This window comes from Streptomyces sp. NPDC052301 (assembly GCF_044593395.1).
Taxonomy (GTDB): Bacteria; Actinomycetota; Actinomycetes; order Streptomycetales; family Streptomycetaceae; genus Streptomyces.
Genome location: NZ_JBIUBE010000005.1, coordinates 228726 through 246392, shown reverse-complemented (window position 1 = coordinate 246392; position 17667 = coordinate 228726). Strand labels below are relative to the sequence as shown.

The window sequence follows — 17667 nt, the reverse complement described above, 5'->3', positions numbered from 1 at the left end:
ACAGCCGGACATTCACCCGAACGGGTCGGCTGTCGCGGAACGTGCGTTCACAGCCTGATCGTTCATCATTCGTACGCGCCGACGCATCCATGCACTGAGAGGGGGAGGCAGCCGCAGTGACCAACATCCCCGAGACCGGTCGGACCCCACGGGTCCAGATCCGGCTCGTCGTCATCCAGATCCTCGTCCTCTCCCTCCTCGGCACGCTCGGCGGCCGGCTCTGGTACCTGCAGATCCGCCAGGGCGCCGAGTACCAGAAGGAGGCGTCCGGCAACCACGTCCAGCAGGTCGTCGACCCGGCCGTGCGCGGCGACATCCTGGACGCCCGGGGCGTCCCCCTCGCCGACAACGAGACCCGTCTGGTGGTCTCCGCCTCCCGCACCGACCTGCTCAAGCAGAAGGACGACGGCAGGGCCGTCCTGACCAAGCTGGCCGGCGTCCTCGGCATGAAGCCCGAGGACGTAAGGCAGAAGGTCCGGCTGTGCGACGCGAAGACCCCCCAGCCGTGCTGGAACGGCTCGCCGTACCAGCCGATCCCGATCACCGACGAGGCCACTCCCAAGCAGGCCCTGCAGATCCGCGAGCGCTCCGAGGACTTCCCCGGCATCACCGCCGAGCCCGAGGCCGTGCGCCGCTACGCGGGCCCGGGCAAGTCCAACACCGCGCAGGTCCTCGGATATCTCTCGCCGGTCACCGACGACGAGATCCAGAAGGCCAAGGACACCAGCTCGCCGTACCTGCGCTCGGACATGGTCGGCCGCTCCGGCCTGGAGCGGGAGTACGACAAGGAGCTGCGCGGCAAGGCCGGCGTCACCCGCTACGAGGTCGACAACCTCGGCCGGGTCATCGGCAAGGCCAAGTCGGACGCGGCCGAGCCCGGTTCCAACCTGGTCACGAGCATCGACTCCCGGGTCCAGCGCGTCGCGGAGTACGAGCTGGACAAGGCGATGAAGGTCGCCCGCCAGCAGTACGACAAGATCACCGGCGAGAACTACAAGGCCGACTCCGGCGCCGTCGTCGTCATGGAGGCCAAGACCGGACGGATCGTCGCCATGGCCTCGGCGCCCACCTACGACCCCAACGTGTGGGTGGGCGGCATCTCAGCCAAGGACTACAAGGCCCTCACCGGCAAGGATTCCGACTACCCGCTGCTCAACCGGGCCATACAGGGCCAGGCGGCCCCCGGCTCGACCTTCAAGGTGGTCTCCACGGCCGCCGCGGTCAACGCCGGCTACGAGTGGGACGGCGGCTACCCGTGCACCAGCTCGTACTCGGTCGGCGGCCAGGTCTTCAAGAACTTCGAGGGCGAGAACTTCGGCGACATCTCCCTGGGCCGCGCCCTGGAGGTCTCCTGCGACACCGTCTTCTACGGCCTCGCCGACAGGGAGTGGAAGCGGGACGGCGGCATCAACCCCAAGAAGGGCCAGCCGAAGGACTACTTCTTCAAGACCGCCCACCAGTTCGGCCTCGGCAAGGAGACCGGCATCGACCTGCCCAACGAGGTCACCGGCCGCGTCCCCGACCGCCAGTGGAAGCTGAACTACTGGAAGGCCAACAAGGACGCCTGGTGCAAGACCGGCAAGAAGAACGGCTCCTACGTCGAGAAGATCGCCTACGAGAACTGCCTCGAGGGCAACAAGATGCGTGAGGGTGACGAGATCAACTACTCCATCGGCCAGGGCGACACCCTCGTCACGCCGATCCAGGAGGCGATGATCTACGGCGCCGTCGCCAACGGCGGCACCGAGTACTTCCCGACCATCGGCAAGGCGATCATCAGCCCCGACGGCAAGAGCGTGAAGGAGATCAAGCCCAAGGTGCAGCGCAAGCTGCCGGTCACCCAGGCCACCCTCAAGGGCATGGACGACGCCTTCGCCGGCGTCATCACCCGCGGTACCGCCGCATGGAAGTTCGGCGGCTGGCCGCAGAACAAGATCCCCCTGCACGGCAAGACCGGTACCGCGGAGGTCTACGGCAAGCAGACCACGTCCTGGCTGGCCACCTACTCCAAGGACTACACGGTGATCATGACGATCGCCCAGGCCGGTACGGGTTCCGGAGCCTCCGGTGAGGCCGTCCGCAACATCTACAGCGCGCTCTACGGAGTCCAGGGCGACGGCTCCATCGACAACAAGAAGGCACTGCTGCCCGAGCCCCAGAAGGGCCTGCCGAAGGTCCGCAAGGACGGCACCATCGACGCCCCGAAGGTCTCCGGCGACCCCGCGAAGGACGCAGAGACCCTCCAGAAGAACAACCCCAGCAACGGCACCGACCAGCAGCCCGCCACCTCGCCCTCGCCCACCACGGGCAACCGCGACACCCGCAGGCGGCAACGGAAGAACCGCACGAGGGGAAGCCGGAGGATGCCCTCATGACCGGCGTGAACAGCTTCTCCGTCTCCGGGTACGGCCCCGCGCGGGCCGGCTGGACCCGGCTCTTCGCCCGCGACTCGATGACCCGGCGGCTCGACTGGCCGATACTGCTCGCGGCCACCGCGCTGTCCCTGCTGGGCTCCCTGCTCGTGTTCTCGGCGACCCGCAACCGCACCGAGATCAACCAGGGCGACCCGTACTTCTTCCTGGAACGGCACCTGATCAACCTCGGCATCGGGCTCGCCCTGATGATCGGCACCGTCTGGCTGGGCCACCGCGCCCTGCGCAACGCCGTACCGATGCTCTACGGCCTGTCGGTCCTGCTGGCCCTCGTCGTCCTCACCCCGCTCGGCGCCACGATCAACGGCCAGCGCAACTGGCTCGTCATCGGAGGCTTCTCGCTCCAGCCCGCCGAGTTCCTCAAGGTGACGATCATCCTGGGCATGGCGGTGCTGCTGGCCGCGCGGGTCGACGCCGGCGACAAGCCGCACCCCGACCACCGGACGGTGCTGCAGTCCCTGGGCCTGGCCGCCGTGCCGGTCCTGATCCTGCTGCTCATGCCCGACCTCGGCTCGGTGCTGGCCATGGTCGCGATCGTCCTCGGCGTGCTGCTCGCCTCCGGCGCCTCCAACCGCTGGATCTTCGGCCTGCTCGCCACCGGCGTGATCGGCTGCATCGCGATCTGGCAGCTGCACGTCCTGGACCAGTACCAGATCAACCGCTTCGCGGCCTTCGCCAACCCGAGCCTGGACCCGGCGGGCGTCGGCTACAACACCAACCAGGCCCGCATCGCCATCGGCTCCGGCGGCCTGACCGGGGCGGGACTCTTCCACGGCTCGCAGACCACCGGCCAGTTCGTGCCCGAGCAGCAGACGGACTTCGTCTTCACGGTCGCGGGGGAGGAGCTCGGCTTCCTCGGCGCCGGCCTGATCATCTTCCTGCTCGGCGTCGTCCTGTGGCGCGCCTGCCGCATAGCGCGCGACTCGACCGAGCTGTACGGGACGACCGTCGCCGCCGGGATCGTCGCCTGGTTCGCCTTCCAGTCGTTCGAGAACATCGGCATGACCCTCGGCATCATGCCGGTCACCGGCCTCCCACTGCCGTTCGTGTCGTACGGAGGCTCCTCGATGTTCGCCGTCTGGGTGGCGATCGGGCTATTGCAGTCGATCAAGGTGCAGCGGCCACTGTCGGCCTGAGGGCGTTCGCCGGGTGGATGACGGGAGGTTTCTCGCCATTCACCCGGGATGACCTCTGCCGCGCCGATCCGCCTCCCACTAGATTCGGTCCATGGCGGATACGAAACGCGAGATCGAGCGCAAGTACGAATCCGACGACAGCGGACTGCCCGACCTGACCGGTGTCGGCAAAGTGGCGGCCGTCCTCGACAAGGGCACGGCCGAACTCGACGCCACCTACTACGACACCGTCGACGAACGCCTGGCGGCCGCCTCGCTCACCCTGCGCCGCCGCACCGGAGGCGCGGACGCCGGCTGGCACCTGAAGTTCCCGGTCGCCCCCGGAGTCCGCGACGAGATCCGGACCCCCCTCGCCGACACCGTCCCCGAGGAGATCGCCGCCCTCGTCCGCTCCCGCGTCCGCGACACCGAGCTGATCCCCCTGGTCCGGCTGCGCTCCGCCCGCGACGTACGCCACCTGGTCGACGCCGACGGCACCCTGCTGGCCGAGGCCAGCATCGACGACGTGACCGCCGAGCGGCTCACCGGCAAGGGCGGGACCGCCCAGTGGACCGAGATCGAGGTGGAGCTGGCCGACGGCGGCGACCCCGCCTTCCTCGACCAGGTGGAAAAACGCCTCCGCCGCGCCGGCGTCCGCCCCTCCACCTCACCCTCCAAACTGGCCCGCGCCCTGGAACAGACCGCCGGCCGCCGCCGTAGGAAGCCCAAACCGTCGAAGCCCACGACCGCCGGCGACCACGTCCTCGCCTACCTGCGCACCCAGCGGGACGCGCTGCTCGACCTCGACCCCGCCGTCCGCCGCGACGTGCCCGACTCCGTGCACCGCATGCGCGTCGCCACCCGCCGCGCCCGCAGCACCCTGCGCACCTTCCGCGCGGTCCTCGACCGCGCCGTCACCGACCCCGTCGGCACCGAGCTGAAGTGGCTCGCGGGCGAGCTGGGCATCGACCGCGACCAGGAAGTCCTCACCGAACGCCTGACGGCCGCCCTGGACGCCCTGCCGCCCGCCCTGGTCACCGGCCCCGTCCAGGACCGGCTCGCCACCTGGGGCCGGACCCGGCGGTCCGGCGCCCACGGCCACCTCACCGGCGTCCTGGACTCCCGCCGCTACCTGACCCTCCTCGACACCTTCGACGCGCTGCTCGCCGACCCGCCCCTGCGCAAGGCGGCCGACCGGAAACCGGACAAGGTGCTCACCAAAGCCGTGCACCAGGACCTCGCCCGACTCTCGGCCCTGGTGGAGCAGGCCCTCGACCTCCCGCCCGGCGCGGACCGCGACCTGGCCCTGCACGAGGCCCGCAAGAAGGCCAAACGCACCCGCTACGCCGCCGAGGCCGCCACCCCCGCCCTCGGCACCCCCGCCCGCTCCCTCACCGCCTCCATGAAGTCCCTGACCACCCTCCTGGGCGACCACCAGGACAGCGTCATGGCCCGCCACACCCTGCGCGAACTGTCCGCAGTGGCCCACGCGGCGGGCGAGAACGCGTTCGCCTACGGCGTGCTGTACGGCCGTGAGGAGCAACGGGCGACAGCGGCGGAGACCAGACTCCCGGGCCTGTGGAAAAAGATCGGCTCGGGGGCCTGGGGCTGAGCGTTCGGGGGAGGGCCTCCGGCCGGGTTACGCTGAATGGTCACCCCTGTCAGCTCACGAAGGTTCGCGAGATGCCTGCCGAAGCCGCCGAGTCGGTGTTCCCGCAGCTCGAAGCACTGCTCCCGCATGTGCAGAAGCCCATCCAGTATGTCGGCGGAGAGCTCAATTCCACGGTCAAGCCGTGGGACGAGTGCGACGTCCGCTGGGCGCTCATGTACCCGGACGCCTACGAGGTCGGGCTCCCCAACCAGGGCGTCATGATCCTCTACGAGGTCCTCAACGAGCAGGAGGGCGTCCTCGCCGAGCGCACCTACAGCGTGTGGCCGGACCTGGAGGCGCTGATGCGCGAGCACGGCGTCCCGCAGTTCACGGTCGACAGCCACCGCCCGGTGAAGGCCTTCGACGTGTTCGGCCTCAGCTTCTCCACGGAGCTGGGCTACACGAACATGCTCACCGCCCTCGAGCTGGCCGGCATCCCGCTGGAGTCCAAGGACCGCACGATCGACGACCCGATCGTCCTGGCCGGCGGCCACGCGGCCTTCAACCCGGAGCCGATCGCCGACTTCATCGACGCGGCCGTGATCGGCGACGGCGAACAGGCCGTCCTGGACATGACCCGCATCATCCGCGAGTGGAAGGCCGAAGGCTGCCCGGGAGGCCGCGAGGAAGTCCTCTTCCGCCTCGCGAAGACCGGCGCGGTCTACATCCCGGCGTTCTACGACGTCGAGTACCTCCCCGACGGCCGTATCGCCCGTGTGGTCCCCAACAAGTCCGGCGTCCCGTGGCGTGTCTCCAAGCACACGGTGATGGATCTGGACGAGTGGCCGTACCCCAAGCAGCCCCTCGTCCCCCTCGCCGAGACGGTCCACGAGCGCATGTCGGTGGAGATCTTCCGCGGCTGCACCCGCGGCTGCCGCTTCTGCCAGGCCGGCATGATCACCCGCCCGGTGCGCGAGCGCTCGATCACGGGCATCGGCGAGATGGTCGACAAGGGCCTGAAGGCCACGGGCTTCGAGGAGGTGGGCCTGCTGTCGTTGTCATCGGCGGACCACTCCGAGATCGGCGACATCGCCAAGGGCCTCGCGGACCGCTACGAGGACGACAAGATCGGCCTCTCCCTGCCCTCCACCCGCGTCGACGCCTTCAACGTGGACCTCGCCAACGAGCTGACCCGCAACGGCCGCCGCTCCGGCCTGACCTTCGCCCCCGAGGGCGGCTCGGAGCGCATGCGCAAGGTCATCAACAAGATGGTCTCCGAGGAGGACCTGATCCGTACGGTCGCCACGGCCTACGGCAACGGCTGGCGCCAGGTGAAGCTGTACTTCATGTGCGGCCTGCCCACGGAGACCGACGACGACGTCCTGCAGATCGCCGACATGGCGACGCACGTCATCCAGAAGGGCCGCGAGGTCTCGGGCTCCAACGACATCCGCTGCACGGTCTCCATCGGCGGCTTCGTCCCCAAGCCCCACACCCCCTTCCAGTGGGCCCCGCAGCTCTCCGCGGAGGAGACGGACGCCCGCCTGGCCAAGCTCCGCGACAAGATCCGCGGCGACAAGAAGTACGGCCGCTCGATCGGCTTCCGTTACCACGACGGCAAGCCCGGCATCGTCGAGGGCCTCCTCTCCCGCGGCGACCGCCGTATCGGCGCCGTCATCCGCGCGGTCTACGACGACGGCGGCCGCTTCGACGGCTGGCGCGAGCACTTCTCCTACGACCGCTGGATGGCCTGCGCCGACAAGGCCCTCGCCCCCTTCGGCGTGGACGTCGACTGGTACACCACCCGCGAGCGCACCTACGAGGAGGTCCTGCCCTGGGACCACCTCGACTCCGGCCTGGACAAGGACTGGCTCTGGGAGGACTGGCAGGACTCTCTCGACGAGACGGAGGTCGAGGACTGCCGCTGGACCCCGTGCTTCGACTGCGGCGTCTGCCCGCAGATGGACACCCACATCCAGATCGGCCCGACCGGCAAGAAGCTGCTGCCTCTGACGGTCAAGAACAGTGGGCCGACGCCGGCTTCGAGTGGTCACTCGCACTGAGGTGAGCGAGGCGCTCGATCGGGTGGTTGAGGCGCTGGCGAGGGCGAGTGTGGACGAGGTGGCGGCTGCGTTGGCTGCTGTCGGAAACTCAGCTTCGAGCCGACGGCAGGCGCCGCAGGAGCTCCCTCGCACGCCTCTGCCGGGTCCTGGGAGGTCGTCGGACATCCACTCCGAAGTGGAGTGGGTCTGAGCCACTGCGGCCGCGCACAGGCCATGTGGCGACCATGAGCGCCCCCTTCGCTTCGGAGGGGGCGCACTCGTGTCGTGACCTGTCGGAAGAACCGGTGCAAGTTGCCTTTGGCAAGTTGATGTCCGTACCAGCGATTGCTGGTTAAAGTCGTTTGGTTACTACTGGTTGTGGGGGCAACCAGAGCTTGGTCGGCTGCGCCCGACATCCTGGGGAGGGCCTGTAGCGCATGAGTCGTCGCTCTGCTGGTTTTGTCGGTGCCTGGGCAGAAATGCAGCGTCAGCACCAGCGTCAAGTGGAAGCCGAAGCCAGACGGCGCCGGGAAGAGGCACGGCAGGCGCGGGCCTATCAACGACGTGCCACGCAGGAGTACCGGCAATACCGGCAGGCAGAGGCGAGGCGACGCACGGAGGAGCTGGACGCGCAGGTCGCCACCTTGCAAGGGCTGCTGACCGCCGGCTGCCAGGCGCCGGCCTTCAGAGCCTCGTCCCTGATGCGTGCGGAAGAGATCCCGCCGTTCGACCCGGGACAGCTCGCCTGGCCCGTGCGCATGCCGGATCCCAGCCAATACCAGGCGCAGGGCGGTTGGACTGCAAACCGGCGTGCGCAGGCCCAGGCGGAGGCACAGGCTCGTTTCGAACGGGACTGGCACGCCGCGCAAGCTGCCGAAGCACAGCGACAGCAACAGTTGGCGGCCCTCCAGAGGGACTATGAGCAGAGGACTGGGGCACAGCGAGCGGAGGTGCGTCGGCATAACGCTGGCATCGTCGAGGTGACCGAGGGCGTGAGGCGGGGAGACCCTGACTCCGTGGTCGAGTACTTCTCAGCGGCTCTCTACTCGTCGACTGCTTGGCCCGAAGGGTTTCCTCGGCAGGTCGCGGCAGCCTTCGACGCGGCGGCGCGGCAGCTTGTGCTGGACTGGGAGCTGCCCGGATACGACGTGGTCCCCGAGGCGAAATCCGTGAGGTACGTGCCCGCCCAGGACGAGGACAAGGAAACCGCACGTTCTGTTACCCAGCGTCGTGGGCTGTACCGAGAGGTGCTCGCGCAGAGCCTGCTGCTGGTCCTGCATCAGCTTTTCGCGGCGGACGAGTGCGGCATCCTCGACTCGGTGGCCGTGAACGGCTTCGTCGACGCCCATGATCCGGCCACGGGCCAGCGCACGCACATCTTCGTTGCGACCGTCATGGCCCAGCGGGCGGCGTTCACCGGCCTGCACCTGGAACAGGTGGACGCGGTCAGCTGTCTGACCGACGCGTTGAGGGGTCAGCTCGCGTCCCGCCCTGATCAGCTCGCCTCCGTACGCCCGGGCCGAAAGCCTCAGGACGTCGGAAACCATGTCGTCGCGCACGGCGGTGATGAGGAGCCGGATCTGTACGACATGGACCCGATCGAATTCGAGTCGCTCGTTGCCGACCTGTTCCGCGCCATGGGCATGCAGGCTGTGACGACCCAGCGCTCGAATGACGGCGGCGTGGATGTCGACGCGCTGGACCCGACGCCCATCCGAGGCGGCAAGATCGTCGTACAGGTGAAGCGCTACCGCAGCACAGTGCCGCCCACCGCGGTACGTGACCTGTACGGAACGGTCCAGGACGTCGGCGCCAACAAGGGAGTGCTGGTGACCACGGCGGGCTTCGGCCCCGGCTCACACACATTCGCCCGGGGTAAGCCTTTGGAGCTCATCTCGGGCGGTGAACTCGTTGACCTGCTGCACCGGCATGGGCTTCGTGGGCGCCTGGGGGAGGGTGGGCGACCGACTCCAGCGCAGCCGTCGCCGTCCAGTCCTGCAACAGCGTCCGACCACCACAACGTGTTGGGCATGACGTGGTCCGGCAGTGTGGCACTGGACGTATGCGCTCTTGTCTGCCGTGGCAACCGAATCCTGAGCGAAGAGCACTTCGTCTTCTTCAACAACCCGCAGACCCCAGACGGCTCGGTACGCGCAGTGCCGGCTGCGGCGCCGGACAAGGCAGCACTCCATGTTTCCTTCGACGCGCTCCCGGGAGCAGCTGATCGGTTCGTGCTCGTGGCGGCCGTGGATCCGGAGGTGAACCCGGGGGCCGACCTGTCCGGATTCACCGATGCATGTATCCGGTTGCTGGACCCGGCAATGACTGAGCTTGGTCGACTCGAAGTCTCCGATGGCCGTTCCGGCGAGACCGCATTGGTGCTCGGTTCCTTCCGGCGCAGGCCCAATGGCGACTGGGACTTCGTGCTTGGAGGGAAGGGGTACACAGGGGGGCTGGAGCAGCTCGTCCAGGAGTACGGCATCGAAGTCGAGTGACGACACGGAGCTCCTACATAGTGCTGACCTTGTCCGCAGATGGACACCCACATCCAGATCGGCCCGACCGGCAAGAAGCTGCTGCCTCTGACGGTGGTCAACAAGTAGTTGATCGGGCCCTGTACGCCTCGGCAGGTACAGGGCCCCCGGCGACGGAAAACCGGATCCTGCCGGTGATCTCCCGCGGAGGCCCGCCCAACAGCAAGGGACTGGGCGAGCTTCGCTGCGTCGTGGAGCTGACCTTCTCGCTCCTGCACCATTTCAAGCGCCTGGCCGTCCGATGGGAACGACGCCTCGACCTGCACAACGCCCTCATCTCACTCGCGTGCAGTCTCATGTGCTGGAGACGCCTCAAGATGGCCCAATCGTGATCGTTTTCGAGTTTGAGGCGGCTCGTACCACCGCGCTCAGAAGTGTTGGACCTTCTGACCGTCCGGGACCTTGTAGCAGCCGGTCACGACGGTCAGGCTCAGCTTCGGTGGATCGTTCTTCAGCATCTGAACGATGTTTACGCTGACTTTCTTCTGGTCGTTGTCAGCGGTCAGGTTGATGTTCCTGTGCTTGCTGGTGTCCGGACCGTACTCGACGATCTTCCAGCCGTGTTTCGGCAGTTCCGCCCTGAGGTTCTTCATCGCCTTTTCGAGGTCGCTCGCCGAGGTCGGGTAGAAACTCCACGGATGAAAGATCCGAAAGTACTTATCCTCATCTTTCCCCGAGCACTCCGAGACCCCTGACTGGCTGTCGGAAGTCTTTCCCTTGACACCGATCAGGTCGTATATTCCACTGGATACTTTTTCTGTGGCGTTGGCGGCATCCATTGAGGTGCTCGTGCCGACGATCGTGGTTTCATCGGAGTTCATGCTGCATCCCGTGAGAGTGATGAGCGCAATGGGCGCGGCGAGCACAAAGGCGCTCAGCTTGTCCTTCATAATAGGGGCACTCCTATTTTTCGAACGGCGTCTTCGGCGTATACGGTCTGGTCGGCTCCGGCGCCGCCTTGACGTCGTCGTATTTCCCGACCACTACCAGGGCCTGATTTTTCAGACTCTGGGAGTGTTCATCCCAATAGCCGCCGTGACCCTCGGTGTCAGTGGCCATCTGATTGGCGCCGAAGGCCGAATCGGCGGGGATGACGCGTCCGAACCCTCCTCCGTGGAACATGCGGCCGAGCTCTGGAACCGGGTCCCCGTCGGCGTACTCGTTCCACACATGCCCCTTCGGCACGTCCATCTGGTCGGCGCGGGAAACCTCCACGCCGGGACTGCCCGCGAAGACGATGTCGTTGGCGTGGAGATCCCCGGTCTGGGCCGCAGCACCCACGAGACTCGACCCGTACGAGTGACCGATCACGGTCCGGTGCGCTGCCGAATCGCCGGAATGTGATACGTCGAGTCCATCGAGGAATTTGTTGAAGGCTGGTGCGCCATCGTATGCGTAGTGGGGGAAAGTCGCGTCTTTGACGACGCCGTCAGGTGCGTCGTAGCCGAGCCAGGTGATGGTGGAGACGGGTTTCCCATCCGCTTCATCCTGGGCTGCATGCCAGACCTTCACCATCCGGTTGACGTTCCCCTCGATACTGTCCAAATCGGAGGTCGTACCCGGAACATACACCGCCTGGTGATCCGCGGTGTCCGGGTTCCCGTTGGCGATGATCGCGCGGCCGTCTCCGTCGGCGCTGAAGCCCAGGAGGTACGCCTCGGGCAGTCCCTTGATGCCCGTCTGGTCGAAACGCTTCTGTAACGCGTCCATGCCGTCAAGCCCCTTGTGCATCTTCTCCTGTTCGGCTTTCCATGCCTCCCACGCCGGGTTCTTCTCCTTGCCCTGCTTCACTCCCGTGTGCAAGTTGATGTGGTCCTGGTACTGCGGGGGCTCAGGGTGGTCCTTCAACCAGGCGTCGTACTTGACCTGTGCGACACCATGGGTCTCGGAGAGCACTGTCCGGTTGGCCTCGTCCCGAACCGTGGCGGGAAGTCCGTCGAGCGCGCCGACCGAGTCGGGGCGCATGGAGATCCACGCGGTCTGCTGCTCCGGGCTGAGCCCCTTCCACCACTTCGCGTTGTCCGTCGGTTTGCCGTCCTTGGGCGGCTGCGGCAGCGAGTCGAGGTACTCCTTGCCCGCGTCGCGCACGCCGCTCGTGTCCGAGGACGCGTCGGCAAGGTCCTTGTCGGAGACGCTGAGATCGTCGTCCGCCTTCAGTGCCCGCAGTTTCGGCGCCCACTTCTCGTCGGACTCCGTCGCCTCCTTGAGGGCGCCGGCGATCTCATCCGCGTAGTCCAGTGCGAGGCGGTGGTTCGGGTTGGGGTCGAGGGCTGCGGACTGACGGCTCACTGCCGCGAACATGCCCTCGAACAGGCCGCCCGACGTACCGCTGACCGTGCCGCCCCCGGGAACCTTTCCGTCCTCAGCCTTCTCCCCGCCCGCCGGGTAGGTGATCGAGCCGTCGGCGTTCACGGTGAGCTTCGCCGCCTGCGCGCCGTCGATGGCCGCTTGAAGCTTCTTCTTGGCCGCTTCGATCTCGTACGAGAACGCCTCGAGAGCCGTACTGACCAGTCCACATTCGATCTGGATGTAGTGGAAGTCCTTGCCCAGCTCCGACAGTTGGCCGATCGCCGCGGTCGCGGCCTCGCTGTGGAGGGACTTCCTCATGGCCGCGGCGATCTCGTGGTCGATGCGGTCCTTGGCCGCGCCGGCCATGTCACTGGTGCTGCGGTATCCGTCGGCGGCGCCCAGAAACTCCTTGGGGTCGAGCGCCTTCAGGGTCGCGAGGTCCATGACTTCTGGTTACCGCCCCTTGCCCTGGCCGCCGACCGTCGGCGTATCCGCGTAGTCCACCTTGAGGTTGCCGATCTCGGCTTTGACGGACTCATCGGTCTTCAACAGGTCGGTGCCCGCTTTTTCCAGCAGGTCCGAGAGCCTTGTGCAGCGCCCGCTCACCGCCTTGACGTAGCGGTCCCACGAGTCGTGGACTTCCTTCTGAGCCCCGGACGTCTGGCAGCCGGTCTCCGCGACGAGGCCCTTCTGTCCGTCCGTCAGCCTTTCGAGCGCCGCGGTGATGGAGCCGCTGAGCGAGCCGACTGCTTGGCCCGCCTTGGACCAGGCCGGTTTGTTCGACAGCAGGGTGCCGGATACTCCCGGGTCCGACGGCACATGGTTCAACTCCATATGAGTGCCAGGCCCGTTGGCCGCAGCTGTTTTGAGCTGCTCCCACTCGTCCCACGCCATGCGTGCTTCCTCCCCCGTGTCCGCAGTACCGCAGTGCGGTGATCGACTCATACCGTAGCCGGAACGTGGCTTTACCGTATCGGCGTCAGACGCCACAGCGATTGAGTATTCGTACCCATGTTTGTGACGAGCGTGGCTGCATTGCTTGTCAGGCTCTCAGAGCTCGTAACACGATCTTGTGGGTGTGTGCTGGTCGGCCGTGACCAGTGCGGATGATTTCGACGTTCGCAGGATGTGGGCAGCAACCGGCCGTGGTTCGCGGATGACGACCTGTGGGTGCTGATCGAGCTGCTGCTGTCGCCTTCGCCGCAGAAGGCGCCTGACCCAAGGCCGGTGGGCGACCGGCTGTGCCTGCCGGGCATCTTGTACGTGCTCTACAACGACGTGAGCTGGTAGCTGCAGCCGCTGGAACAGGGGTCGGCTCCGATCAGACCTGCTGGCGTCGGCTGGGCCGGTGGCACGAGGCCGGTGTCTTCGACCAGTTGCACCGCCTCCTGCTAGCTGAACTGCACGCGGTCGAGGAGTTGGGCTGGTCGCGGGCCTGCGTGAATGCCTCCCACATCCGCGCGAAAAGAAGGGGGGCGAGGCCACCGGCTCGTCGCCGGTCGACCGCGGGAAGACGGCAGCAAGCACCACCTGTCGGCTGGATTCTCGCCACGACGGTTGCCGCAGGGATCACATGCACCCTCAGCCGCCCATAGCGCCGGCCAGCGGAAGCGCAGTTGTAACCCCGTTGGTGTGTACCCCCAGATGGACACCCACATCCAGATCGGCCCGACCGGCAAGAAGCTGCTGCCTCTGACGGTCAAGAACGCAGGTCCGGCGCCGGCTTCGAGTGGTCACGCGCACTGAGGTGAGCGAGGCGCTCGATCGGGTGGTTGAGGCGCTGGCGAGGGCGAGTGTGGACGAGGTGGCGGCTGCGTTGGCTGCTGCCGGCGCTTCGGTCCCTCGCCCGTCGGCGCCGCTGGCGTCCTCTCGGACGCCGTTGCCGGGCCCTGGAAGTACCCCGTACATCGTCTCCGAGGTGGAGTGGGTCTGAGGGACCTGCCGGTTTGCGTGACTGCTCTGTCCCTGGGCCTCCTTACCTGGTGGGAGGAGGGCACGTAGGCGTGCGGTGATATGGAGCGGCGCGATTGGGTCTGTGAGGCCCCCATCTCGGTCGGGCCACAACTTCCTCTGCCAGGTAAAGGCGGCTCGCTCCGCTCACCGCGCGCGGCAAGCAGCCGAGGCAGTCCTCGTCGGAAGCGCACCGTGCGCGGCCCGACGCTTCAGTGGAGGAACTTCACCTCTGGGTAGGCCGCGCTCGGGCCTTCGAGCAGGTGCCCCCCGCGGTGCCGTAGGTGCAGGTCGAAGAACGCGAGGGGATAAGCCTGTTGGATCCGTACGGCCCGGGCCGGATCCAGGGTGCCGATCCGGTCCTGGATCTGCTGGTCGGTCATGCCGAGGATCTTGCCTGCTTGCGGGATCAGCGTCGCGTTGTCGCCGTAGGAGTTGTGGATGGCCCCGTCGGCCTGGATGTCGAGCCGCCAGCCGCGCAGGTGTGTCCAGAACTCGGCGACGTCTGGCATGGCGGCCCGGGTGAAGTCGGCGGTCATCATCATGAACGGCCGCTCCAGGTCGGTGGTAATGGTCGGCTGCATCGGGCCGTCGACGCTGAGCCCGGCGCGCACGCGCTGGTCGGCGAGCATGGTGAGTGCGGTGGCGGTGCCGCCCTTCGACCAGCCGAACGCGCCGATGCACTGCGGGTCGAGGGCGCCGAGCAGGCCTTGAGGCAGTGGCCTGCCGTCGACGTCTGGGCTGCGCCCGGCGGCGAGCTGCTCTACGCAGTTGAGCAGGAACCGGAGGTCCGCGGCGAAGTCCCGTGGCCCCAGGAACGGCGGGACCTCTGTCGGGATGACCACTCGGCCGTCGGGGAACTCGGTGAACGTGTCGTAGGTGTGGTCGACGGTGACCACGACATAGCCGTGGCTGGCGAGTTCCTGGATCATGATCGTGTGGTCGCCGCGGTGGCTGCTAGCACCGTGCGAGTACACGATGACCGGCAGACGGTGGCCCGTACGGTGGATGGGCGCGCCCACGTGCCCGGCGGTGAGCGGGCCGAGGGCGGGGTCGAGAGGGAAGCCAATGTCCGCCAGCAACGCCCGCAACGCGCCCTCGGTCATCCAGGACGCACGCGGCAGACCCTCCGTCTTGCGAGCGGGGTACCAGACGCTGGCCATCAGCTCGCGGTGATGTCCGGGGCCGGCCACGGGATCCGGACGTGAGGTGTCGACGAGATGGAGTGGCACCGTGCCCACAGAGTGCGGCCCGGTAGGCGTAGGCAGGGTGAGCTGTGCCGGGTCGGAGGCGGTCGGAGCCGCCCACGCGCGGGATGCGGAGACGAGCGGCACGGCAGCCCCGATGCCTGCGGCCAACGCTGCTCCGAGCATGTGACGGCGCGTCATGTCGGTTCGATTGGTGACCGATGTCGTGGTCACAGGGTCCTCCCCAGGACTCTTGGATGGTGTTCGGCGTGCTGCGCGTGTTCGGTGCGTCCAGCGCGAGCTGATCGCGGCAAACGGAGTTCCCGGACGGTGCCAGCTAGGACTGTGGGTCCGAGCTGCCCTGTTCGATCTGGTCAATGAGCCGCTTGAGTTGGCTGACTTCGTCCCGGAGGGCCTGGTCGCCGGCGGGAGTGAGGGAGAGCCAGGTGCGGGCACGCTTGCCCTCGTAGCCCTTCTCGATGTCGATCAGTCCGGCCTTCTCCAGGACGGCCAGGTGCTGGCTGAGATTGCCAGCTGTGAGGCCGAGCGTTGTCCGCAGGAACGAGAACTCGACACGGCGGGCTTGGTGGGCCACGGTGAGAATGCCGAGACGGACGCGCTGGTGGACAACATCATCCAGGCCGTTGACGGGGTGCTGATCGGTCTGTTGGCTTTGGTCGCTCATGAGTGTGTGCGCTTATCGAGCAGCTCGGCCAGGCCGAAACCGAGGGCGCCGAGCAGGAGGAGTACACCGGGGACACCGAAGTGGGGCAGGGATGACCAGGGCGAGGTGAAAGGGATCCCCGCCCAGCCGTCGGTGAGCGGCACCAGTTCGATGCCCAGGTACACCACGGTGAGCAGCAGCAGGACGCGGCTGCGTTCCACCCAAGACAGCACCAGCAGGGGCAGCCCGACGGCTATGGCGTTCCCCATGAGTCGGTGCAGGAATGCCGTCAGCCCTGAGGTGGGGTCGAGGTGCAGGCCCCAGAAGTCGAGCGGTTCGCCGGGCTTCGGCATCCCGTGGCGAATGGTCCAGATCGTGGTGGCCGTTACAAGGCCGACCAGGACGATCCCGGTGAGGATGTAGGGCCGGATCGGGGTGCCGACGCCGCGTTCGTGGGAGCGGCGGATGTAGAAGAACGCCGTCGCGGTGTAGGCGAGGGCGAGCCCGACGAGCCAGTAGACCGCCGAGCCCTGTGTGACCTGGGTGCAGCTGGCGCCTGCCGTGGGGTCGGCGGCGGGGCAGGGAACGGTCTCGACCTTGAAGGTGAGGTGGCTGACCAGGATTCCGCCCAGTGTGAGCAGGCCGAGCAGCAAGAGGGGAAACCAGGCGCCGCGCTGGGCGGCACGGACCCGCCGGGTCAGGTCCCGAAGGCTGGTAAGGACTTCATGAGGGGTGCCTTGCGAGGGCACTGATGCATCTGTCATGGCATCAGCTTTGCATTACAAACCAGTTGTGACAAGAGATCCATTTGGATTAGCTGCCAAAGCCGGGCATGGGAAACCGGCGGTCCACGGTTCGCCACTGGCCGCCCGAACCGAGATCCGCACCGACTACGCTCGGTTGCACCGGCGGACAGAAGCTCGACCGCCAGAGCGAAACCCCCCACATCGGCCGGCTGCCGCATGGGCGTACCGCCACCGCAAGGGCACCCAGCTTCCCAAGCTGATGGCATTGAGCGGGCGACAGGAGATCGCTACTGGGGAAACGCCAGTCGAGGCAGCGACGAAGGCGGCGCCGACAGGAGGTGGACGACCACCCTCGGCTCGGCGAGGGGGCGGATGTAGGTGGTTACCTCCCCGCAGATGGATACGGCCATACAAATCGGCCTGACTGGCAAGAAGCTGCTGCCGCTGACGGTCAAGAACGCGGGTCCGGCGCCGGCTTCGAGCGGGCACGCGCACTGAGGTGGGTGAGGCACTCGATCGGGTGGTCGAAGTGTTGGCGGGGGTGAGCGAGGACGAGGTGGTCGCCGCGTTGGCCGCGGTCGGCACTTCGCGTCCTCGCTCGCCGACGCCGTCGGCCTCGGCTCGGACGCCGCTGCCGGGCCCTACAGGCGCCTCGCAGACCGTCTCCGAGGTGGAGTGGACCTGACGGCCGACGGCCCGTTCCAGAGTTCTGCAGGCCCATATGGCCCCTGAGCCCCCTCGCCCGGCCGGATGGCCAAGAGCCAGCAGAAGATCTCCGGCTGGCCGGCACTCACACGCCACCACACGCCACCACACGTCAATGAGCCCCCTCCCGATGGCCTGTTCGCTGTTGTTGTCGAGGGCACCCGCCAGTCGAGGGTGAACGGGAGCACGTGGTCGAGTCGGTGTCGAGGTGGGCGAGCAGGTGTGCGGCTCTTGCCTGGTTGCAGCGCGGTTCTCCGGGGCCTGGGGCGGGTGCAGGGTCCGTCCGGCGGCGATGATCTTCTCGTAGCGGGTGGTGAGGCGTACGAGGGCGCCCCGGGCCTGCCCGGTCGCGGCGAGTTGGCTTGCTCACGCAGGGGGCCGTTGCTAAGCCTTGGGCACTCGATGCTAGGGA

General features: G+C 67.4%; 12 protein-coding genes. 6 read left to right on the top strand and 6 right to left on the bottom strand.

Annotated elements, in window-relative coordinates:
• Positions 1–116: 116 nt before the first annotated feature.
• The 5 genes from mrdA (at position 117) to ACIHEJ_RS15545 (ending at position 9675) form a co-directional block, all read left to right on the top strand.
• Positions 117–2375 carry a penicillin-binding protein 2 gene (mrdA, locus tag ACIHEJ_RS15565; protein ID WP_400135346.1) on the top strand — a complete coding sequence of 753 codons (2259 nt, stop codon included), beginning with the start codon at positions 117–119 and terminating at the stop codon, positions 2373–2375.
• Positions 2372–3568: a rod shape-determining protein RodA gene (rodA, locus tag ACIHEJ_RS15560; RefSeq protein ID WP_400135345.1), complete on the top strand. Its 1197-nt coding sequence runs from the start codon at positions 2372–2374 to the stop codon at positions 3566–3568. Before mrdA ends, rodA begins: the two co-directional genes overlap by 4 nt.
• Positions 3569–3659: 91 nt before the next feature.
• A complete protein-coding gene (locus ACIHEJ_RS15555) occupies positions 3660–5159 on the top strand; it encodes a CHAD domain-containing protein (RefSeq protein ID WP_400135344.1) in 1500 nt (499 codons plus the stop codon).
• Positions 5160–5230: 71 nt separating this feature from the next.
• Positions 5231–7201: a TIGR03960 family B12-binding radical SAM protein gene (locus ACIHEJ_RS15550; RefSeq protein ID WP_400135343.1), complete on the top strand. Its 1971-nt coding sequence runs from the start codon at positions 5231–5233 to the stop codon at positions 7199–7201.
• Positions 7202–7617: 416 nt separating this feature from the next.
• Positions 7618–9675, top strand: coding sequence for a restriction endonuclease (locus ACIHEJ_RS15545; RefSeq protein WP_400135342.1), 2058 nt, complete (start codon positions 7618–7620; stop codon positions 9673–9675).
• Positions 9676–10082: 407 nt separating this feature from the next.
• On the opposite strand, the gene ACIHEJ_RS15540 is transcribed toward ACIHEJ_RS15545, so the two are convergent.
• Genes ACIHEJ_RS15540 through ACIHEJ_RS15530 form a run of 3 tightly spaced genes read right to left on the bottom strand, consistent with a single transcriptional unit; the run spans position 10083 to position 12897 of the window.
• Entirely contained in the window at positions 10083–10604 is a 522-nt protein-coding gene (locus tag ACIHEJ_RS15540) for a hypothetical protein (RefSeq protein ID WP_400135341.1), read from the bottom strand.
• 13 nt (positions 10605–10617) lie between these two features.
• Positions 10618–12447, bottom strand: coding sequence for an alpha/beta hydrolase (locus tag ACIHEJ_RS15535; RefSeq protein ID WP_400135340.1), 1830 nt, complete (start codon positions 12445–12447; stop codon positions 10618–10620).
• Positions 12448–12456: 9 nt separating this feature from the next.
• Entirely contained in the window at positions 12457–12897 is a 441-nt protein-coding gene (locus tag ACIHEJ_RS15530) for a hypothetical protein (protein WP_400135339.1), read from the bottom strand.
• Positions 12898–13131: 234 nt separating this feature from the next.
• On the opposite strand from ACIHEJ_RS15530, the gene ACIHEJ_RS15525 reads away from it, so the two are divergent.
• On the top strand, positions 13132–13293 hold the full coding sequence (locus tag ACIHEJ_RS15525) for a hypothetical protein (RefSeq protein WP_400135338.1): 162 nt from the start codon (positions 13132–13134) through the stop codon (positions 13291–13293).
• 872 nt (positions 13294–14165) lie between these two features.
• On the opposite strand, the gene ACIHEJ_RS15520 is transcribed toward ACIHEJ_RS15525, so the two are convergent.
• From ACIHEJ_RS15520 to ACIHEJ_RS15510, 3 genes are all read right to left on the bottom strand, one after another.
• A complete protein-coding gene (locus ACIHEJ_RS15520) occupies positions 14166–15116 on the bottom strand; it encodes an alpha/beta hydrolase family protein (protein WP_400135337.1) in 951 nt (316 codons plus the stop codon).
• Positions 15117–15477: 361 nt separating this feature from the next.
• The gene (locus ACIHEJ_RS15515) at positions 15478–15825 is read right to left on the bottom strand and encodes a winged helix-turn-helix domain-containing protein (protein ID WP_400135336.1); all 348 of its coding nucleotides are present in this window, start codon (positions 15823–15825) and stop codon (positions 15478–15480) included.
• Positions 15822–16568 (bottom strand): hypothetical protein, encoded by a 747-nt coding sequence (locus ACIHEJ_RS15510; protein ID WP_400135335.1) that lies wholly within the window; start codon positions 16566–16568, stop codon positions 15822–15824. The genes ACIHEJ_RS15515 and ACIHEJ_RS15510 overlap by 4 nt, the downstream gene beginning before the upstream one ends.
• Between the last annotated feature and the right edge of the window lie 1099 nt (positions 16569–17667).